Origin of the sequence: Streptomyces sp. NPDC126510, from assembly GCF_040302345.1 — a bacterium.
GTDB lineage: Bacteria > Actinomycetota > Actinomycetes > Streptomycetales > Streptomycetaceae > Streptomyces.
On sequence record NZ_JBEORR010000015.1, the window covers coordinates 129,248 to 149,536 of the forward strand.

Genomic DNA, 20,289 nt, shown 5'->3' on the forward strand with positions numbered 1-20,289 from the left:
ACGTACGATGCCTGAGCGGAGGCGTAGCACCCGCAGCCGCGCCACGGGTGCTACGCCGATGTGATTCTTTTTCGTTTGCAGTTACGCGTTGACGGCCGGCTCGTATTTCGCGACGAGCATCCGCTTGAGAACCTTTCCGCTGGTTCCCAATGGGAGAGTGTCGGTGAACTCGACTCGCCGAGGGTACTTATATGCGGCGAGACGCTGTTTGCCCCATTCGATGATCTCGTCTCCCGATCCAGCGGTGAGGTCCTCCGGCCGGGCAGGCACGACAATCGCCCAGACCTCCTCACCGAGCTCAGGGTGCGGAACACCGATGACCGCCGCCTGCGCCACGGCCGGATGCCCGACGAGGATCTCCTCGATTTCGCGCGGATAGACGTTGTAGCCGCCACGCAGAATCAAGTCCTTCTTACGGCCCACGACCGAAAGGTAACCGTCGCCGTCCAGCCTGCCGAGATCGCCGGTGAGGAACCAGCCATCCATCAAAACCTCGGCGGTGATATCCGGGCGACCGAGATATCCGGCCATGACGTTCGGACCGCGCACCACGATCTCGCCCACGTCACCGACGGGCAGGAGTTCGATCCTGTCGGCATTCGGCCGGGCTATACCGACGGTGATGCCGGTGATCGGAATGCCAACTGTCCCGGATCGAAAAGTCACGCCCGGATAGTGATATGCGACGCTGCAGGAGGTCTCGGTCATCCCGTAACCCTCATACACGGGACATCCGAACGTATTTCGGACCTCTTCGAGGGTCTTGGTCGGAAGCGCCGATCCCCCGCTGTACACGCGGTCGAGTCGAGGAACCTGCTCTCCTTGGGCCACCGCGTCGAGCAACTTGAAATACATGGTCGGCACGCCCATGAACACCGTGCAACGGTGTTTCGTCATCAGCGCGAGGGCCTCCCGCCCGGAGAATCTCGGCATCATGACGATGGATATACCGGCGCGGAAGCCGGTCAGCATGCCGCAGATCTGACCGAAGCCGTGAGACAGCGGCAGACACCCGAGCAACACGTCGTCACTCCGGAACACGTACGGAGTGGCGACCATCCTCTCGACGTTGTACAGAAGGTTCCGGTGGGTGAGCATCACCCCTTTCGGCTCCCCCGTCGTGCCGGACGTGTAGAACACGACCGCGACATCGTCGGGTTCCCGCGCCACGGAATCGTCGATCGGTGCCGTGTCCTGTGCCGCGTTCTCCAGGTCGACAGTGCCCGCGGGGCCGGGGCCGACGGTGAGGAGCACCGTGCCGAGCGGTTCCGCCGCCTTACTCGCCTGGGCGAGCAAGGAGGCGGCGCACACCAGAAAGCGGGCATCGGCATCGGTCAGTACGTGACCGATCTCCGACGCGGTCGACATGACGTTCAGCGGGACGGCGACGGCTCCGGCCGCCAGGACGCCGAAATACACGACGGGAAACTGCGGGGTGTCGACCAGGAGCATGGCGACCCGGTCTCCTGGCCGGACCCCGTTGGCTCGCAGCACGGCAGCGTGGCGACGCGCCTGATCCCACAGCCACCCGTAGGTGAAGTGCTCGGACTCGTGGATCACGGCCGAGTGGTCGGGTCGCTGCGCCGCGGTGTCGGCCAGCACGCCGGCAACGGACATGGTCATCCGGCGGTGCTGGCGCCGCCGCCGCGGAGCTCGGTCGTCGACCAGTCCCGGGCACTCGCGGTCGGGATGTTCAGTTCCTTCCAGATCCCATGAAGGGCGTCGGCGAAAGTCGCGACGTCCTGCTGGTCGTGCACGGCGGATGGAGCGATCCGCAGGATCTCCTCGCCCGCGGGCACGCTGGGCGCGTTGATGGACTGCACGTAGATCCCGTGCTGCTCGAACAGCAACTGGGACGCCCGCTTGCACAGCTCGTCATCACCGACGAAGGCCGCGACGATATGGGAGTCCGTCGAGATGAACGGGATGTCGGCCGCGATCAGAAGGCTGTGCAGAAGCCGCGCGTTCTCCGAGAGAGCCTTTCGCTCGACATCAGAGGACCGCAGGTACTGAACCGACGCCAGCGCAGCGGCGGCGACCGCGGGCGGCGGCGAGGTCGTGAAGACGAACGAACGCGCATAGGTCCGCACCGCGTCCACCAGGGCCGCCGGTCCCGCGATGTAGCCGCCGACCGTCCCGTACCCCTTCGCCAAGGTGCCCATCACGACCGTGAACCGGTCGGCGATGCCCTCCCGCGCGGCGATGCCGGCGCCCTGCGGGCCGTACATGCCGACCGCGTGGACCTCGTCGATGAAGGTCGTCGCACCGTACTTGTCCGCGATGTCGGCGATCTCGGCGAGCGGTGCGACGTTGCCCGACATGGAATAGACCGTTTCCACCACGATGAGCTTCGGGCAGTCGGCGGGAGCGGCCGCGATCAGTTCTTCCAGATGGGCGACATCGTTGTGCCTGAAGACATGCTTCTTCGCGCCGCTGTGCCGGAGACCGTCGATGATCGAGGCGTGGTTCTTCGCATCGGAAAATACGACGGTGTCTTTCGGCAGCCCAGCCAGCACGGTGAGGGATCCCTCGTTCGCCGTGTATCCCGACGTGAAAAGGAGAGCGGATTCCTTGCCGTGCAGATCCGCCAGCTCATTTTCGAGAAGGACGTGATAGTGGTTGGTTCCACCGATGTTCCGGGAACCTCCGGAGCCTACGCCATGGGTATCTATCGCGGCTTGCATGGCCGCGACGGCCTGGCGGTTCTGACCCATTCCCAGATAGTCGTTGCTGCACCAGACGCTTACTTCCGATTCCACCCCGTCGCGCCGAGCAGCGGCCATGGGGTAATCACCGGAACGACGACCGATCTCCAGGAACTCACGCTTGCTTCCAGCGAGATCGTCAGCGGTTTCCCCACTCAGGTACGATGCCAGATGAACGTTCATTCACTCGCCTTCTCGACGTTGCGGTTGGATTGACCTGCGAACCGAAAGGTCCACCCGACTAGGAATATTGCGACTTCAGGAGCACCTTGTCGGGCTTGCCGTTGCTGTTCATCGGCAGAGCGCTCAAGACGTGTATCTTCTCGGGCACATGAATCGGCGACAGGGCCTCAGAAATCCTCGCGCGGATTTCTTCCACCTCAACCACCTCAGCCGGATCGCATTCGATCGCGGCGTGGATGTGATCGCTTCCGTCCTTGTCCTGCACGCTGTAGACGGCGGCGTGCCGGACACCCGGGTGGGAAAGAATTTCCGCCTCGAGAACTATTGGATGAACCTTGACGCCGCCGACTTTGATGACATGGGCTACCCGGCCCAAGAGAGTCAGATAGCCCCGCTCGTCGAGGCGACCGATATCTCCGGTGAAGTACCAACCGTCACGAAGAACTTGTTCGGTCAACTCCGGGTTGCCGTTATAGCCGTCCATCATCTGAGGCGAGCGGACACGAACCTCGCCGATTTCTCCTGCCGCCAGCTGCGCACCCGAATTCGAGTTGCAGACGACGACCTCCACCTCAGGAAAGGGCCGACCGACAGTGGCAGCGAGCTCCGGGTCTCCGTGCTCCTGAGGAGTCAGGATCGTGATCCGACCGCTCTCACTCGTGGCATACCCCTGCGCCAGAGCAGGGCCGAAGAGTTGAAAAGCCTGTGCAATTCTCGCGGGCGCCGCCGGGCTGCCGCCGTAGACAATCCGCTTCAGCGAAGACAGGCCAGCGGCTTCCACAGCAGCAGTGTCACGAATTCCTCGCTCGGCCAGATGGTCGATGAGTTGGAACACGTGATTCGTCGCCATGAACGTCCACGAGACCTCCTTCTCCGCAGAGACGGTGTCCACGAATTTCTCGGCATCGAAGCTCTCATGGAGATAGAGCGCTCCGCCCAGGGCGAAGACTGCGTCCACCATCGCGGCAACGCCATGACTCAGAGGGGTCGACACCAGAATCGACGCGCAGTCGTATTCACGACCGACGCCCATCCATGCACGCATCGTGGCTTCCCATGCGCGGCCCGACAACCGGATGCCCTTGGGCCGGCCCGTGCTGCCACTCGTGAAGCCGATGAAGGCCAGCGCGTCCGGATGCCATGACACGGCATCCGGAGTATCGGCACCATCGACCCGGCCGACCTCACCGCTTTCCCCCTGCTGAAGACGCGTTACGGGGATCCCACTACCAACAGCGAGCTCCGCCGCGCGCTCCGAACTTTCGGCGTCGGCATAGACGGTCACGGCTTCGGTTTCGCGCAGGATCTGGATCTGGTGATCCAGCGGAAGGACCGTTGTCCTGGTACCAGGATTAGTGGTTCGCAGATAGCACACGGCGCCGCCGAGCAGATGTGTCGCGTACCGCACGGTGAGCATCTCAGGGCTGTTGGATGCGACCAGAATCGCTACCACATCCCCCTCACCCACTCCGCGGTTTCGCAGCGCAAGGAATGTTTCCGTGACGGACCGAATCAGGTCACCACCAGAGAAGGCCTCGCCACGCCAATGAACGACATCTCGATCCGGCGTGGCTGCCAGCAGCGAGAGGATCTCCGAGACATAACTTCGACTTGCGCTCCACCAATGCTCAGGCAGGCTCATGGGACCTTCCTTCGACCTTGCCAACTATCACGACGTCATCCAATTGGGCGTTCAATCTTCACCATGCGATTGAAGTAGGCGGTAGATCGTTCGACTGGCTACAACGGAGTGTCGGAAGGCATCCCGATCGGGGTAGCCGTTCGGGGCACGCGCCGGACGGCCACCCAGGGCGCCCGCGTTCTCGATGGGGCGACCGAGTCGGTTCGCCCAACTCGCCCTGGACCCCGTCCATCTCGTGACCTCTGATCACGGGTGTCGGGCGGGTTCGCCGAACGCCGCGGGAAGGATCTGGCTGCCGGCGGATGGATGATCGGCGACAGTCGCGGGCACGAGCTACAACTGGGACGATCTACGCATTGTGATGCGTAGACCCCGAGTGTCTGATCAGACCGGACTGCAAGGCCAATGAAACAAAGAAACCCCAGGTCAGAAGCCTGACCTGGGGTTCATCATGGAGCCGCGTCGGCCCCGGAGCAATCGGGCGACGCGGCTTGCCACTGTTGGGCTGGTCGGGGGCAGGAGGTCGAGGCGGTGAGCTCGAGTGCCTCTGACCTGCGGTGCCTAGGGCTTGCTTCGCGCGGTTGCGCCGACCACCGTCTCGCGCGGCACGCTCCCTCCGGGGACGCCAGACGGCGAGGATGACGAGTTATGACGATCGTTTTCCGGGTGCCCGCCGGTGGTGCTGAGCGGGTGGGGTTCGCATACTCGCCGGCGATGGAAGCCGTACTGAGCCTTCATGTGCTAGTGGAGCCCAAGCACCACCCCGTCCAGCACGGCTGGGTACGCGCGATGCGCAAGCTGTCGCCGGCGCTGAAGCGGGAGATTGAGGCGTTCTCCTACGCGGTGCGCTCGTACTTTCCCGAGTTCCTCTTTCCGCGGCCGACCGGTGGGCTGGCGGACTTCGGCAGCGAACTGGCCGGCCTGCGCACGGCGGACCCGGAGCTGGTCCGGCTGGAGTTCGCCATCCCGCTGCTTTCGCCGTGGCCGGGTGGCGGCGAGGGCAGGGATCCCCACACGCTGCGGGAACCGGACGTACGCGCCCTGCTGCGGGAGCGTCTCGCGCGGGAAAGCGACAAAGCGATGGCCGCGATGGTCCTGAACGACCCCCGCGCACTCCTCGAAAGGTTCCTGAGCCTGCTGGAACGCTACTGGCGGGAGGCGTTCGAGGAGGAATGGGCCCGGATCGAACCGGAACTGGCCGCCGGGGTGAGCGAGGCCGGGCACCAGATCGAACAGCGCGGACTGTACGGCATGCTTCGCGGCCTGTGGCCGGAGGTGCGCAGCGACCGGCAGGCCGAACGCTTCTGGCTGGAGCGCCCGCACGATCATGAGGTCGCCATCGGCCCGGAAGACACCCTGCTGCTCGCCCCCAGCGCTTATGTGTGGCCGCACGTACGGGTCAACTGCGACGGCCCCTGGCCCCTCGGCCTCGTCTTTCCCGTCTCGTCGATCGCCCGGGAAGCCCGCCCCAGGATTCCTCCCGCACAGCTCGTCGCCATGCTCCGTGCGCTCGCCGACGACACCCGCCTGCGTGCCCTCCGGCTGATCGCCGAACGCCCGCGCAGCACCCAGGAGTTGGCTCCACTCGTCGGCGTCAGCGAGGCCGCCCTGTCCAAGCACCTGCGCGTCCTGGCGGACGCGGGCCTGCTCGAACGCCGCCGTGAGGGCTACTACGTCCTGTACCGGCTCCTGCCCGGGCAGGTGGCGGGTCTCGCTCCCAGCCTGGAGAGCTTTCTTCACACCACCGACCCCATTGATTAGCCATCTGCCTAATAAGTGGATCAGGCGCTCGAGGAGATCCGACAGTGGCGGCATGTCACTGCTCAGGGACCGCAATTTCCTGCTCCTCTTCGCCGGTCAGGCCGTCTCACGTTTCGGCGACGGCCTGTACACCGCGGCGACCGCTTGGCTGGCCTGGTCGCTGACGAAGGACCCGACGGCCGTCGCCGTGGTCAGCGTGGCCGCGTTCGCGCCCGCGTTCCTGGCCACGTTCGTGTCCGCCTCGTACGCCGACCGTTACGACCGCCGCAAGCTGATGATCGCAACCGATCTGGCCCGGGTCGCCGTGGTGGCGGTGGCCGCGGTGTTGCTGTCCCTCGGTCTGCTGAACCTGCCCCTGCTCGTGGTGACAACGGCGCTACTGGCCCTGATCGGCGCCCCGTTCGCCCCGGCCCGCAACGCCATCGTCACGCAGATCGTCCCGGCCGACCGTCTGCAACAGGCCAACGGGCTGCTGCAAGTCGCCTTCCGGGCCGCCTTCTTCGTCGGCCCGCTCATGCTCGCGCCGCTGCTGTCCTACGGCTCCATGCGGGCAGCGCTGGTGGTCAACGGACTGACCTTCCTCGGTTCGGCGGGCGCCGTGGCCGCCATCCGCGTGACCCGCCCCGTCCTGCCCGCCGGCCAGGCGGGCCTGTGGGCCGATCTCGCCGCCGGGCTCAAGGCCGTGCGGGCCGCTCCCGACGTGCTGGTGGTCATCGTGACCTTCGTGCTCGCCCTCGCTCTGACCAGCGGTTTCCTGACGGTGGGGCTGGTCGCCGTCGTGGGACAGGGCGGCCGCTACGGCCTGCTGCTGGGCGTCGCCGGGGTCGCAGAGGTGGTGGGGGCACTCCTGTTGGCCGGCCTGCGGATGCGCAGACTCGCCCTGGCGGCGGTGCTGGCCTGGGCCCTGCTCGGAATCTTCCGTGCGCCGCTCGGAATCGTCACCTCCACAGCCGGGGCCGCAGTACTCCTGATCGCCACCGGGCTGGCCTCGGCCCTCACGGACATCCCGCTGATCGCGCTGGTGCAGCAGCGCATACCGAGCCACCATCTGGCGAAGGCGTTGGGTCTGTGGGAGGCCGGAGTGGCAGGAGCCCTGGCCGTTTCCCCCTTCGTGGCCTCGACCACCATCGCACTCACCGGAGTCAAGGACGCCTTCCTCCTCTCGGGCGCCGCCCTCGTCGTTCTGGCCATGAGTGCCGCGCTCACCCTGGCCCGCACCGACAGAGCACAGCGGCCCGGGCAGTTGCGCATCGGCGTCCCGTCTGGTTCCGAGGCCGAACAACCGGCAGTCGCGCCGGAGTCCGCCCGGTGACTGGCCACCCGAAGCCCAAGAAGTAGGGCACCGGACCGCTCCGCTCACGCATCGCTCACGCAAGCCATCTCGCGGCACGCCGGCCGTGTGACGCGTCATACCCCGAGCAACACAAAAGGCCAGGTCACGGGCTATGTGACCTGGCCTTTGCCGGAGCCGCCTTCGGGATTCGAACCCGAGACCTACGCATTACGAGTGCGTTGCTCTGGCCATCTGAGCTAAGGCGGCGCGCTGTCCGCACTATGGTGCGATCAGCAACGACGGTAAGTCTACACAGTTTCCAAGGGTGCTCCGCACCAGCCCCGGAGGCAGCCCTTCCGGGGCCGGCAACAGGGCTATGAGCAGCGCTTTCCGGCCGTGGGCGGGGTGCCGCGCACGAGGTAGGCATTGATCGTCCGGTCGATGCAGGAGCTGCCACGGCCGTAGGCGGTGTGGCCGTCGCCCTCGTAGGTGAGCAGGCGCGCCGAGGAGAGCTGGCCGGCCAAGGCCTGCGCCCAGCGGTAGGGGGTCGCCGGGTCGCGGGTGGTGCCGACCACGACGATGGGTGCCGCGCCCTTCGCCTCGATACGGTGCGGTTCACCCGTGGCGCGCACCGGCCAGTAGGCGCAGTTCAGGGAAGCCCAGGCGAGGCCCTCACCGAACACCGGCGACGCCTTCTCGAAGTCGGGCAGGGCCCGGCGCACCTGCTCCGGGGTGTCGAAGGCGGCCGGCAGGTCCAGGCAGTTCACCGCAGCGTTGGCGAACATCAGGTTGCTGTAGGCGCCGTCGGCGTCCCGCTCGTAGTAGCCGTCCGACAGCACCAGGAGTCCGGCCCCGTCGTTCTCCTTCATCGCGGACGTCAGTGCCTCACGCAGCTGCTCCCAGGCACCCTCGTCGTACATCGCCGCGATCACACCGGTCGTGGCGAGCGACTCGGTGAGCCTGCGGCGGTCGGCGTCACCGGTGGGGAGGGGCCGGGTGTCGAGCTTCTCGAAGAACGCCTTGAGGTTCGCGCCCACCCGCTCGGGCGAGGTGCCCTTGCCACCCAGCGGGCAGTCGGTCTGCCGCACGCAGTCCTTCGCGAACGACCGGAACGCCGTCTCGAAGCCCGCCGTCTGTTCGAGGTTCAGCCGCCGGGCCGGCAGCGACGGGTCCATCGCCCCGTCCAGCACCAGCCGGCCCGCCCGCTCGGGGAACAGCCCGGCGTACGTCGCTCCGAGGAACGTGCCGTACGAGGCCCCGACGAAGTTCAGCTTCTTGTCGCCGAGCGCCGCCCGCACGATGTCCATGTCCCGGGCCGCCTCCACGGTCGACACATGGCGCAGCAGCCGGGGCGCGTCCGCACCGCAGCCCTCGGCGAACGTCCGGTACGCCGCGACCAGCCCGCCCGTCTCCTTCGCGTCGTCGGGCGTGATGTCCGTCCGCGTGTAGGTGTCCATCCCCGGCCCGTCCAGGCACTTCACGGGCTCGCTGCGGGCCACGCCGCGCGGGTCGACCGCCACCATGTCGTAGCGGGCCCGCACCTCGGCCGGGTAGCCGATGCCCGCGTACGTCTGCACGTAGCCGATGGCCGAGCCGCCCGGCCCGCCCGGGTTCACGAGCAGCGAGCCCAGCCGCTTGCCCGGGCCGGTGGCCTTCTTGCGGGTGAGGGCGAGCCGGACGTCCCCGGCGGACGGCTCCGCGTAGTCGAGCGGCGCCTTGAGGGTGGCGCACTCGAAACCGGCACCGCAGCCGCGCCAGGCCGGCTTCTGCCCGTAGTACGACGAGAGCGCCGCGGGCGTGGCCTTCGGCAGCGCCACCAGGGCCGCCTCCTGCGCCGCGGAGGCTGCGGAGGTCGTCGCGCTCCCCGAGGAGCAGGCGGAGACGAGCAGCGCGGCCGTGGCGAGGAGACCGACGGCGGTCTCGGCCCGGTTGCGTGTCCTGCGGTGGAGACCCCGTGAGCCGGAGGCGGAACGGGGGGTACGCCGTGTGTCCATCCAGCGATCGTAACTCTGGGCGACAGGATGGATGCCCTGCGTGCACGTCGTGCCTCGTACGAGTTACGGCGTCAATCGGATGCCCGGCCCGGGTCCCTGCCGGTCTCTCAGCCCGCTCTGAGGGCCATCGTCATCGCCTCCACGGCGAGCAGCGGCGCCACATTGCGGTCGAGGGCGTCCCGGCAGGCCGCGATCGCCTCGATACGGCGGAGCGTGGCCTCCGGGGAGCTGCCCCGGGCGAGGCGCTCGAGGGCGTCCTCGGCGTCCGCGTTGGCGATGGCCACGCGCGAGCCGAGCTGGAGGGCGAGGACGTCGCGGTAGAAGGCCGTGAGGTCGGTCAGGGCGAGGTCGAGGCTGTCACGCTGTGTGCGCGTCCTGCGGCGCTTCTGTTTGTCCTCCAGGTCCTTCATCACGCCCGCTGTGCCGCGCGGCATGCGACCACCCTGGGCGGCGCCGAGAGCGGCCTTCAGCTCCTCGGTCTCCTTGGCGTCCGTCTCCTCCGCGAGCTGCTTGGCGTCCTCGGCGGCCGCGTCGACGAGTTCCTGGGCGGCCCTCAGCGCGCCGCCGATCTCCTCGACGCGCAGCGGCAGCCTGAGCACGGCGGCACGGCGTTCGCGCGCGGCCGGGTCGGTGGCCAGGCGGCGCGCCCGGTCGACGTGGCCCTGGGTCGCGCGGGCCGCCGCGGCGGCGACGTCCGGCTCGATGCCCTCGCGGCGTACGAGCATGTCGGCGATGGCGTCGACCCTCGGCGTGCTCAGGTTCAGGTGGCGGCAGCGGGAGCGGATGGTCGGCAGGACGTCCTCGATGGAGGGTGCGCACAGCAGCCAGACCGTGCGCGGGGCGGGTTCCTCCACGGCCTTGAGGACGGCGTTGGCCGACTTCTCGTTCAGCCGCTCGGCGTCCTCGACGAGGATGATCTGCCAGCGGCCGTTCGCCGGTGACGTGAACGACTTGCGGACGGTGTCGCGCATGTCGTCGGCGAGGATCTGTGTGCCGACGGCGGCGACGGTGGTGACGTCGGCGTGCGTGCCGACGAGTGCCGTGTGGCATCCGTCGCAGAAGCCGCAGCCCGGGGAGCCGCCGAGGGCCCGGTCGGGGCTGACGCACTGCAGCGCCGCCGCGAACGCACGCGCCGCCTGGTTCCGCCCGGCCCCGGGCGGGCCCGTGAACAGCCACGCGTGCGTCATCTTCGACGCCTCGGGCGGCGGGGCGCCGGTGGCGGCCGCGGTGACCAGCGCGTCGGCGTCCCGGGCGGCAGCGGCCAGCTGCTCGCTCACCCTCTCCTGCCCGACGAGGTCGTCCCACACGGTCATGGGTCACGCCGCCCTTCCGTCACGTTCCGCGTTGCGGGATCCATTGTGGGGGCGACCACCGACAACGCCCGCCGCCCCCACCGGAGCCCTGGGCCGACGCATCGGCCCGCCGGAGGCCTCAGCGCCCCCGGCCGCCCCTGCCGCGGCGCCCGCGGCCCTGGTCCGGCTCGTCGTCGTGCGGTCCGAGCAGCTCGTCCGCGAGCGAGGGCAGGTCGTCCAGCGGTGTCTCCTCCGCCCAGTCGGACCGGCGGCGGCGCGGCGTCCCCTCGGCGTCGACCTGGGGCATCTCCCGCGTACGGTCCTCGGTTCCGTCGGGCCGGGAGTCCGGGGCGTCCTTCCGGAAGTAGCCGGGCGGAACCCGGTCCGCCGGTTGGTCCCCGCGTACCGGCGGGAGTACGGCCGTCTCCTCGGCGTCCGCGGACCGGACCGGGGGCAGCACCGCCGTCTCCTCGGCGTCCCCCGGCCGGACCGGAGGCAGCACCGCCGTCTCGTCGGCCGCGCTGGAGGCGTCGGATGTGCGTACCTGCGGCAGCACCTCGGTCTCGTCCCCGGGGCGAGGCGAGAACGGAGGCAGGACCTCCGTCTCCGACCCGGCGGCCGGCGGAACCGGCGGCTTCGGCAGCTCGGCCGTCACCTCCGCATCGGACTCGCCGGAGGTCCGGCCCCGGCCGGCGGGCCGCTCTTCGTCGCGCACCGGGCGCAGCACGGTGGTGTCGTCGGCCGCACCACCCGGTGTCACCACCGGCGTGGGCACGGTCACCGCGTCCTGAGCGGCCGCCGGACCCGCGGCACCCTTCTTCGGAGCGGAGCTCTTCGGGCCGGCCTCGGCCGCCGCGGCGGCCGCCTCCGCGAGCCGCCGGGCCTCCTCGGCCCGCAGCAGCGCCGCCTCGGCCTTGCGCTGCTTCTCCAGGCGGAGCGCCTCGGCCTCGGCACGCAGTCGCGCCTCCTCCTCGGCCTGCTTGCGGCGTCGCTCCTCCTCGGCCTTGCGGCGGGCCTCCTCCTCGGCGCGGGCCTTCTCCTCCGCGAGGAGCCGGGCCCGCTCCTCCTCGGCCTTCTTGCGCGCTTCCTCGGCCCGGCGCCGGGCCTCCTCCGCCTGCCGTTCGGCCTCGCGACGCTGCGCCTCCTCCAGCTCGCGGCGCTTGCGCTCCTCCTCCTCGGCGCGCAGCTTGGCGAGCTGCTCCTGGCGCTCGCGCTCCAGGCGCTCCTCCTCGGCCTTGCGGGCGGCCTCCTCCTCGGCCTTGCGGCGGGCTTCCTCCTCGGCCTTCTTCCGTGCCTCCTCCTGGGCCTTGATCTCGGCCTCGGAGAGCGGCAGCACCTGGTCGAGGCGGTGCCGGATGACGGTCGTGACGGCCTCGGGCTCCTGTCCGGCGTCCACCACCAGGTACCGCCCGGCGTCGGCGGCGGCCAGGGTCAGGAAGCCGGCCCGCACGCGCGCGTGGAACTCCGCGGGCTCCGACTCCAGCCGGTCCGGCGCCTCGGTGAACCGCTCGCGCGCGGTCTCCGGGGCGACGTCCAGGAGCACGGTCAGATGCGGCACCAGCCCGTTGGTCGCCCAGCGGTTGATCCGGGCGATCTCGGTCGGCGACAGGTCGCGGCCGGCGCCCTGGTAGGCGACGGACGAGTCGATGTACCGGTCGGAGATGACGACCGCGCCGCGCTCCAGGGCGGGCCGTACGACGGTGTCGATGTGCTCGGCCCGGTCGGCCGCGTACAGCAGCGCCTCCGCGCGGTGCGACAGGCCCGCGCTCGACACGTCCAGCAGGATCGACCGCAGCCGCTTGCCCACGGGCGTGGCCCCCGGCTCGCGCGTCAGCACCACCTCGTGGCCCTTGGCGCGGATCCACTCCGCGAGCGCCTCGGCCTGGGTGGACTTGCCGGCCCCGTCGCCGCCCTCCAGGGCGATGAAGAAGCCGGAGGCCGCGGCACCCTGGTCGGGGTCGTCACCGCCGAGCAGGGCGTCCTTCAGGTCCTTCCGCAGCGGCACACCGGAGCGGTCGTCGACCTTGGCCAGCACTAGCGCGGCGACGGGCAGCAGCAGGGCGCCGGTCAGCATGAGTGTGAAGGCCGCGCCGCCGTGCGCGAAGACGAACTTGCCGCTCTCCAGGCGGTGCGGTCCGATCGCCGCCGCCACCAGCGGGGCGATCACCGCGCCGAGCGCCACGCAGACCCGGACGACCGCGTGCAGGTGCTCCGTCGTACGGGCGCGGCGGTTCTCCTCGGTCTCCTGGTCGAGCAGGGTGTGCCCGATGTTGGCGGACAGGCCCGCGCCGACGCCGGCCAGCACGAGGATCAGCAGCACGGTGGTGACGTCCGGCACCAGCCCGGCGGCCAGCAGGGCGACGCCGGTGAAGGCGATCGTCAGCGCGAGCAGCCGGCGGCGCGACAGGGCGGGCACGAGGGCGGGCGCCGTACGGATGCCGACGACCACGCCGCCGGTGAGCGCGGCCACGAACAGGCCGTAGAGGACCGGGCCGCCGCCCAGGTCCTTGGCGTGCAGCACGGCCACGGCGACGGCGGCCGACACCGCCGCCGCGACGGCCGCGCAGGACAGGACCAGCAGCGGCATCGCGCCGGTGCGGCCCTTGTCGGCGCCGGTGGTGCTCTTCGGGCGGCGCAGTCCCTCGAGCGGCGACCGCGCCCGGGGGGTGCGGGTGCCGGGCAGTTCCAGGAAGGTCAGCAGGGACAGGGACGCGGCGAACAGCCCGGCGGCCACGTAGGAGGCGAGGGCCGCCTGGTGCTGGCCGAACCAGTCGATGCCGGCGCCCAGCAGGTTGTTGAACAGGGCCGCGAGGACCAGCACGACGGCCGCGAGCGGGATCGCCGCGAAGCCGGTGCGCAGCGACAGGCGGCGCAGGGCGTCCATGTGGTCGGGCAGCGGCCGGACCGTGGCCCCCTCCGGCGGCGGGGCCGGGAGCAGCGCCGGGGCCGCGCTCTCGCGGCACACCGTCCAGAACCGCTCGGCGACCCCCGTCACGAACGCCGTGACGAGGAGGAGGGGCAGTGCGTTGTCGGGCGTCCAGTCGATCCACAGGGGCGCGACGATGAGCAGTGCCGCGCGCAGCCCGTCGGCGCCCACCATGGTCCAGCGGCGGTCGAGCGGGCCGTCCTGCGAGGTGAGGGCGGTGAGCGGGCCGAGCAGAACGGCGCCGAAGAGGAGTGTCGCGAGGATGCGCACTCCGAAAACGGTCGCCACTGCGAACGCCGCGCCTCGGTAACCGCCCCCGAACGAAGCTTCGGCGACGGCGGCCTGGAGTGCCAGGAGGACCAGCACGAGAAGGGCGAGGGTGTCCCCCACGCCGCCCACGAGCTGTGCGCTCCACAACCGCTTCAGCTGCGGTCGTCGCAGCAGAGCGCGGACGGCACGCTCGCGGGAGTCCGCGACCAGGGCGTCGTCGGGGGCGGGCTGAGGGGCCGTTGAGTGGTCGGCTCGCGTCATGCGTTCAGCCTATCGGGAGCCGCCGACACCCCGGGGGGCGCGGGCTGGCATGCGCACGCCCCGACACCGAAGTGTTGCCGGGGCGTTCGCTTTCCGAACCCTGGGCGAATAACCGGACGCGACGGTCCGGTTTCCGGACAGGCTGCAACGGCCTCCGTCCTCGGCGGACTTGAGGCGAATCCGTCGCTCAGTCCTCCGCGGACTCGGGACGATCCGTCGCTCAGTCCTCCGCGGACTTTGCGGCGGTCGCCGTCTTGGCGGCCGTCTTCTTCGCGGTGGTGGTCTTCTTCGCCGTCGTCTTCTTCGCGGTCGTGGTCTTCTTCGCCGCGGTCTTCTTGGCCGTCGTCGTCTTCTTCGCCGGCGCCTTCTTGGCCGCCTTCTTGGCGGTCTTCTTCGCCGGCCCCTTGGCGCGCTTCTCGGCGAGCAGCTCGAAGCCGCGCTCCGGGGTGATCGTCTCGACGCTGTCGCCGGAGCGCAGGGTCGCGTTGGTCTCCCCGTCCGTGACGTACGGGCCGAAGCGGCCGTCCTTGACCACGACCGGCTTCTCGCTCACCGGGTCGGTGCCGAGCTCCTTCAGCGGCGGTTTGGCGGCCGCCCGGCCACGCTGCTTGGGCTGGGCGTAGATCGCCAGCGCCTCCTCTAGCGTGATCGTGAAGAGCTGCTCCTCGGCCTGCAGCGAGCGCGAGTCCGTGCCCTTCTTCAGGTACGGGCCGTAGCGGCCGTTCTGCGCGGTGATCTCCTGGCCCTCGGCGTCGGCGCCGACGACACGGGGCAGCGACATCAGCTTGAGGGCGTCGTCGAGGGTCACCGTGTCCAGGGACATCGTCTTGAACAGGGACGCCGTGCGCGGCTTGACGGCGTTCTTGCCCGTCTTCGGGGTGCCCTCGGGGAGGACCTCCGTCACGTACGGGCCGTAGCGGCCGTCCTTGGCGACGATCGCGTGGCCGGTGGCCGGGTCCGTCCCCAGCTCGAAGTCGCCGCTCGGCTTGGCGAGCAGTTCCTCCGCGAGGTCGACGGTCAGCTCGTCGGGCGCCAGGTCGTCGGGGATGTCGGCGCGCTGGTGCTGCTCGGTGTCCTTCTCGCCGCGCTCGATGTACGGCCCGTAGCGGCCGACCCGCAGCACGATGTCGTTGGCCACCGGGAACGACGACACCTCGCGCGCGTCGATCGCGCCCAGGTCCGTCACCAGCTCCTTGAGGCCGCCGAGGTGGTCCCCGTCGCCGTTGCCGGCGTCGGCCGCGGCGCCGCTGACCGTGCCCTCGCCGAAGTAGAACCGCTTCAGCCACGGCACGGACTGCGCCTCGCCGCGGGCGATGCGGTCGAGGTCGTCCTCCATCTTCGCGGTGAAGTCGTAGTCGACGAGCCGCCCGAAGTGCTTCTCCAGGAGGTTGACCACGGCGAAGGACAGGAAGGACGGCACCAGGGCCGTGCCCTTCTTGAACACGTAGCCGCGGTCCAGGATCGTGCCGATGATCGACGCGTAGGTCGACGGACGGCCGATCTCGCGCTCTTCCAGCTCCTTGACCAGGGAGGCCTCGGTGTAGCGGGCCGGGGGCTTGGTGGCGTGCCCGTCGACCGTGATCTCCTCGGCGCTCAGGGCGTCGCCCTCGGAGACCTGCGGCAGCCTGCGCTCGCGGTCGTCCAGCTCGGCGTTCGGGTCGTCGGCACCTTCGACGTAGGCCTTGAGGAAGCCGTGGAAGGTGATCGTCTTGCCGGACGCGCTGAACTCGACATCCCGGCCGTCGGCCGCCGTGCCGCCGATCTTCACCGTGACGCTGTTGCCGGTCGCGTCCTTCATCTGGGAGGCGACGGTCCGCTTCCAGATCAGCTCGTACAGCTTGAACTGGTCACCGGTCAGTCCGGTCTCGGCGGGAGTGCGGAAACGATCGCCCGAGGGGCGGATCGCCTCGTGGGCCTCCTGCGCGTTCTTGACCTTCCCGGCGTACGTCCTCGGCTGCGGCGGCAGGTAGTCGGCGCCGTACAGCTGCGTGACCTGGGCGCGGGCGGCGGAGACCGCCGTGTCGCTCAGGGTCGTGGAGTCCGTACGCATGTAGGTGATGTAGCCGTTCTCGTACAGCTTCTGCGCGACCTGCATGGTGGCCTTCGCACCGAAGCCGAGCTTGCGGCTGGCCTCCTGCTGCATCGTCGTCGTACGGAACGGGGCGTACGGCGAGCGGCGGTACGGCTTGGACTCGACGGAGCGCACGGCGAACCGCGTCTGCTCCAGGGCGGCGGCCAGGGCGCGGGCGTTCGCCTCGTCGAGGTGGAGGGTGTTCGCGCTCTTCGGCTGTCCCAGGGAGTCGAAGTCGCGGCCCTGCGCGACCCGCCTGCCGTCGACGGTCTGCAGGCGCGCGACCAGCGACGACGGGTCCGACGAGTCTCCCGCGCGGCCGGTCGCGAAGGTGCCCGTCAGGTCCCAGTACTCAGCCGAACGAAAGGCGATGCGCTCGCGTTCCCGCTCCACCACGAGCCGGGTCGCGACCGACTGGACACGGCCCGCGGACAGCCGCGGCATGACCTTCTTCCACAGGACCGGCGAGACCTCGTAGCCGTAGAGGCGGTCGAGGATGCGGCGGGTCTCCTGGGCGTCGACGAGCTTCTGGTTGAGCTGGCGCGGGTTGGCGACGGCGGCCTGGATCGCGGCCTTGGTGATCTCGTGGAAGACCATCCGCTTGACCGGGACCTTGGGCTTCAGCACCTCCTGGAGATGCCAGGCGATGGCCTCGCCCTCGCGGTCCTCATCGGTGGCGAGGAAGAGCTCGTCGGACTCCTTCAGCAGGTCCTTGAGCTTCTTGACCTGCGCCTTCTTGTCGGCGTTGACCACATAGATCGGCTGGAAGTCGTGTTCGACGTCCACACCGAGACGGCGGACCTCGCCGGTGTACTTCTCGGGCACCTCGGCGGCGCCGTTGGGAAGGTCGCGGATGTGCCCGACGCTCGCCTCGACGATGTATCCGGGGCCGAGATAGCCCTTGATCGTCTTCGCCTTGGCGGGCGACTCGACGATGACGAGTCGGCGGCCGCCCTCTGCGGTCTCGCTGGTCGGGGACAACTTCGCTCTTCTCTCCGGTCGACGCTGGGCCTCCCCGGAGTCGCTTACCGGGGCTGGGTACGTGGTGACGCTGCGGAGTGTGACGGTACATCCCGCCCCCGTGTCAAACGGGAAAAGCCCGCAACGGCCACTCGAACGGTAACCCGACTACCACCGATCCTGCCGCCCGGCGTATCGGGGCCTGGCTCGACCCTGTGCGGAGCGCGACCACCCGGTCACCGGCGGCTACGTCGCCGACGCGGGCCTCACAGGCGGCTGAAGCACCACGCCCCGAGCGCCAGGGCGAGCACCGCGACGACGCTCGCGAGGGCCGCCGAGGGGGCCGGCCTCACGCCCTCGGCGACGGGCAGGTGCCGGCGCACGCGCAGCACGGTCCAGGCCAGCAGTGCCCCTCCGAACAGGGAGAACACCACTCCCGCGAAGATCGCCGGTTCGCTCTCCATGACCCGTCGTGCCCCTTTTCCCCTGTCGTGCTTCCCCAGCGACGGGAGGCTGACACGCGTGGGCGGCGGGCAGGCGAACCCGAGGTGAACGCCGGAGCCATACGACGGTGGATCAAGGGCGTCCGCTTCCTCGTGACCCCTTTCGGTCGAGGTGTTCAAATCGACTCGAATTTATTGGCGGGGCTCCTCGACGCCCGCGGCGGTCGCCCCTCAGCGGGCCGGTTCCAGGAACCCCTGCTCGACCAGCAGCCGGATCTGGGCCGGGGTGCGGTCGCGCAGCAGCACCGGGTCCTCGCCGATCAGCTGGGCGATGGCGTCGAGGATGCGGCCGGCGCTCATCGTGCCGTCGCAGACACCCGCGAAGCCCGCGCCGACCGTGTCGACCCGGGTCGCCCGGCGCATGCCGCGGTTCTGGCGCAGCACGACGTGCTCGGGGTCCTCCGCGCCGGGCAGCCCGACCTGCTCCTGCACGATCTCGGCGGCGAGCCGGAAGTGTCCTTCGAGCAGGGCGGCGTCGTCATGGTCGCGCAGGTGGTCGAGCCGGTCGAAGTGGGCCCGGATCGTGTCGCCGAGCGGCTGCTCGACCGGGTGCGGCCACTCCTCGACCGTGAGCGAGGGCACGGCGGCGTCCGTTCTGCGCAGGGTGATCCAGCCGAAGCCGACGGCCTTCACCTTGCGTGCCTCGAACTCGTCGAGCCATGCGTCGTACCGCGCCTGGTACTCCGCCGCGTCGCCCTGGTGGTCACCGGCGTCCCGCAGCCACAGCTCGGCGTACTGATTGATGTCCTGCACCTCGCGCTGCACGATCCACGCGTCGCACCCGCGGGGCACCCATGACCGGAGCCTGTCCTGCCAGTCCTCCCCTTCCACGTGCTGCCAGTTGGCGAGGAACTGCGCGAACCCGCCCTGGTTCAGCCGCTCCCCCGCCTCCTGAACGAGCGTGCGGCACAGATCGTCCCCGCCCATCCCGCCGTCGCGGTACGTGAGCCGGGCGCCGGGCGAGATCACGAACGGCGGGTTCGAGACGATCAGGTCGTACGTCTCGTCCCCCCGGACCGGTTCGAAGAGGGAGCCCTCGCGCAGGTCGGCGGCCGCGGTGCCGGACAGCGCCAGCGTGAGGCCGGTGATGTGCAGGGCGCGCGGGTTGAGGTCGGTGGCCACCACGCGCGTGGCGTGCTGCGCGGCGTGCAGGGCCTGGATACCGGAGCCGGTGCCGAGGTCGAGTGCCGCGGCGACGGGCGTACGTACGGTGATGCCCGCGAGGGTCGTGGAGGCGCCGCCGACTCCGAGGACGACTCCTTCGTCCCGCCGGCCGATACCGCCGGCGCCGCCGACCGCGCAGCCGAGGTCCGACACGATGTACCAGTCCTCGCCGCCGGAACCGCCGTAGGGCCGGACGTCGACCGTCGCGGAGATGTCGTTCCCGCCGGTCCGGGCCAGCCAGCCGGTCTCCAGGCAGGCGTCCACGGGCAGGACCTCCGCCACGCGTGCGTGCGGCACGGGCTGCTGGAGCAGGAACAGCCGGACGAGCGTCTCCAGCGGCGTGTCCCCGCGGGTCGCCCGGAGCGCGGGCACGGTCTCGCTCCGGGCGAGCGCCGCGTACGCGGGGGCGCCGAGCAGTTCGAGCAGTCCGTCGGCGGTGAAGGAGGCCGCGAGCAGGGCGTCCCGGAGCCGGGCGGCGACCTCGGGACGGTCGGAGGAGGGCAGCGGGGGCAGGGGTGTCTGGCTGGCGTTACTCACGCCCCCCATTGTGGCCGCCGGGACGGCCGGCGCGCGTGCCCGTGCAGGGGCGGGCTGCCCCTGTGGCTCGTTCTCCCTCAGCTCTGGGTGGCCCCCGCCGACGCCGTGGCCGCCTTGCAGCTGGACTGCTGGGCCATTGCCTGGCCGACCTCGCCCTCCTCCAGGTTCCTGAGGGCGTCGTTCCCGCTCTGGCTCAGCTTGTCCAGCTCGGTGGCGATGTCCTTCAGACCGTCGGCGAACTTGCCCTGGTCCTTGGTGTCGAGCTCGTCGACCTGCTTCTTCAGGGAGGCGTACGAGGCGGAGATCGCGTTGAGTTCCTTGACCGCGTCCTTCTGTTTCTTCTCGCCGTTCTCGACGTCGGGTGCCCCGGCCTTGTTCACAGCGGTCCCGATCGCCTTGTAGGCGTCGGACATGTCCTGGAAGGCCTGTGCGTCGGTCTTCTGGACGTCCTTCGGCGTGCTGTTGTCCGAGGTCTCCTTCTGGATCGCGGCATTGGCCGACTCGATCTTCTTGGCCTGCGGCTGGACGGCGTCGCAGACCTGCTTGGCCCAGGAGTCCAGCTTGTCGTTGCCGTCGTCGCCGCCGCAGCCCGACAGCGCCAGTACCAGTACCGCACCGCCGGACAGTGCGGCCGCGAGCTTCTTGTTCACCGGTTTGGTCCCTTCCATGGCTCTCGGCCCCGGAACATACACGCCAGATGCACGGCAACCGCACGCCAGACGTCTATTAAGACCGTTTTGTAACCTT

Annotated in this window: 12 protein-coding genes and 1 tRNA gene; 2 read left to right on the forward strand and 11 right to left on the reverse strand. The window is 69.8% G+C overall.

From position 1 onward, the window contains the following. Window positions 1–81 precede the first annotated feature (81 nt). Genes ABTX60_RS22555 through ABTX60_RS22565 form a run of 3 tightly spaced genes read right to left on the reverse strand, consistent with a single transcriptional unit; the run spans window position 82 to window position 4,530 of the window. Window positions 82–1,623, reverse strand: a complete 1,542-nt coding sequence (locus ABTX60_RS22555) for a long-chain-fatty-acid--CoA ligase (protein ID WP_352098792.1) — start codon at window positions 1,621–1,623, stop codon at window positions 82–84. Next, window positions 1,620–2,888 carry a 5-aminolevulinate synthase gene (gene hemA / locus ABTX60_RS22560; RefSeq protein ID WP_352098793.1) on the reverse strand — a complete coding sequence of 423 codons (1,269 nt, stop codon included), beginning with the start codon at window positions 2,886–2,888 and terminating at the stop codon, window positions 1,620–1,622. The genes ABTX60_RS22555 and hemA overlap by 4 nt, the downstream gene beginning before the upstream one ends. A gap of 58 nt (window positions 2,889–2,946) precedes the next feature. Beyond that, the gene (locus ABTX60_RS22565) at window positions 2,947–4,530 is read right to left on the reverse strand and encodes a class I adenylate-forming enzyme family protein (RefSeq protein WP_352098794.1); all 1,584 of its coding nucleotides are present in this window, start codon (window positions 4,528–4,530) and stop codon (window positions 2,947–2,949) included. A gap of 648 nt (window positions 4,531–5,178) precedes the next feature. Between ABTX60_RS22565 and ABTX60_RS22570 the strand changes: the two genes are divergently transcribed. Together ABTX60_RS22570 and ABTX60_RS22575 are read left to right on the forward strand one after the other, a co-directional pair. After that, window positions 5,179–6,291, forward strand: a complete 1,113-nt coding sequence (locus ABTX60_RS22570) for an ArsR/SmtB family transcription factor (protein WP_352098795.1) — start codon at window positions 5,179–5,181, stop codon at window positions 6,289–6,291. Between the two features lie 52 nt (window positions 6,292–6,343). Beyond that, on the forward strand, window positions 6,344–7,603 hold the full coding sequence (locus tag ABTX60_RS22575; RefSeq protein ID WP_352098796.1) for an MFS transporter: 1,260 nt from the start codon (window positions 6,344–6,346) through the stop codon (window positions 7,601–7,603). A 154-nt stretch (window positions 7,604–7,757) separates the two neighbouring features. Here the strand turns inward: ABTX60_RS22575 and ABTX60_RS22580 are convergent. The 8 genes from ABTX60_RS22580 to ABTX60_RS22615 all read right to left on the reverse strand — a co-directional run bounded on the left by ABTX60_RS22580 (window position 7,758) and on the right by ABTX60_RS22615 (window position 20,210). After that, a tRNA-Thr gene (locus ABTX60_RS22580) sits at window positions 7,758–7,831 on the reverse strand. 107 nt (window positions 7,832–7,938) lie between these two features. Then, window positions 7,939–9,558: an alpha/beta hydrolase gene (locus ABTX60_RS22585; protein WP_352098797.1), complete on the reverse strand. Its 1,620-nt coding sequence runs from the start codon at window positions 9,556–9,558 to the stop codon at window positions 7,939–7,941. 107 nt (window positions 9,559–9,665) lie between these two features. Further along, window positions 9,666–10,871, reverse strand: a complete 1,206-nt coding sequence (locus tag ABTX60_RS22590; RefSeq protein WP_352098798.1) for a DNA polymerase III subunit delta' — start codon at window positions 10,869–10,871, stop codon at window positions 9,666–9,668. A gap of 118 nt (window positions 10,872–10,989) precedes the next feature. Further along, window positions 10,990–14,307, reverse strand: a complete 3,318-nt coding sequence (gene tmk / locus ABTX60_RS22595) for a dTMP kinase (protein WP_352098799.1) — start codon at window positions 14,305–14,307, stop codon at window positions 10,990–10,992. 220 nt (window positions 14,308–14,527) lie between these two features. After that, window positions 14,528–17,359: a type I DNA topoisomerase gene (gene topA, locus ABTX60_RS22600; protein ID WP_352098800.1), complete on the reverse strand. Its 2,832-nt coding sequence runs from the start codon at window positions 17,357–17,359 to the stop codon at window positions 14,528–14,530. 245 nt (window positions 17,360–17,604) lie between these two features. Then, window positions 17,605–17,802, reverse strand: a complete 198-nt coding sequence (locus ABTX60_RS22605; RefSeq protein ID WP_352098801.1) for a hypothetical protein — start codon at window positions 17,800–17,802, stop codon at window positions 17,605–17,607. A 210-nt stretch (window positions 17,803–18,012) separates the two neighbouring features. Next, complete coding sequence (locus ABTX60_RS22610; protein WP_352098802.1) at window positions 18,013–19,551, reverse strand: DUF7059 domain-containing protein; 1,539 nt, start codon at window positions 19,549–19,551, stop codon at window positions 18,013–18,015. A gap of 68 nt (window positions 19,552–19,619) precedes the next feature. Next, complete coding sequence (locus ABTX60_RS22615; protein WP_352098803.1) at window positions 19,620–20,210, reverse strand: small secreted protein; 591 nt, start codon at window positions 20,208–20,210, stop codon at window positions 19,620–19,622. Between the last annotated feature and the right edge of the window lie 79 nt (window positions 20,211–20,289).

What these genes read in the sequence shown, in the direction of transcription:
- ABTX60_RS22555 (WP_352098792.1), bottom strand. Translation starts at nt 1,623, where the DNA reads ATGACCATGTCCGTTGCCGGCGTGCTGGCCGACACCGCGGCGCAGCGA.
- hemA (WP_352098793.1), bottom strand. Translation starts at nt 2,888, where the DNA reads ATGAACGTTCATCTGGCATCGTACCTGAGTGGGGAAACCGCTGACGAT.
- ABTX60_RS22565 (WP_352098794.1), bottom strand. Translation starts at nt 4,530, where the DNA reads ATGAGCCTGCCTGAGCATTGGTGGAGCGCAAGTCGAAGTTATGTCTCG.
- ABTX60_RS22570 (WP_352098795.1), top strand. Translation starts at nt 5,179, where the DNA reads ATGACGATCGTTTTCCGGGTGCCCGCCGGTGGTGCTGAGCGGGTGGGG.
- ABTX60_RS22575 (WP_352098796.1), top strand. Translation starts at nt 6,344, where the DNA reads ATGTCACTGCTCAGGGACCGCAATTTCCTGCTCCTCTTCGCCGGTCAG.
- ABTX60_RS22585 (WP_352098797.1), bottom strand. Translation starts at nt 9,558, where the DNA reads ATGGACACACGGCGTACCCCCCGTTCCGCCTCCGGCTCACGGGGTCTC.
- ABTX60_RS22590 (WP_352098798.1), bottom strand. Translation starts at nt 10,871, where the DNA reads ATGACCGTGTGGGACGACCTCGTCGGGCAGGAGAGGGTGAGCGAGCAG.
- tmk (WP_352098799.1), bottom strand. Translation starts at nt 14,307, where the DNA reads ATGACGCGAGCCGACCACTCAACGGCCCCTCAGCCCGCCCCCGACGAC.
- ABTX60_RS22605 (WP_352098801.1), bottom strand. Translation starts at nt 17,802, where the DNA reads ATGGAGAGCGAACCGGCGATCTTCGCGGGAGTGGTGTTCTCCCTGTTC.
- ABTX60_RS22610 (WP_352098802.1), bottom strand. Translation starts at nt 19,551, where the DNA reads ATGGGGGGCGTGAGTAACGCCAGCCAGACACCCCTGCCCCCGCTGCCC.
- ABTX60_RS22615 (WP_352098803.1), bottom strand. Translation starts at nt 20,210, where the DNA reads ATGGAAGGGACCAAACCGGTGAACAAGAAGCTCGCGGCCGCACTGTCC.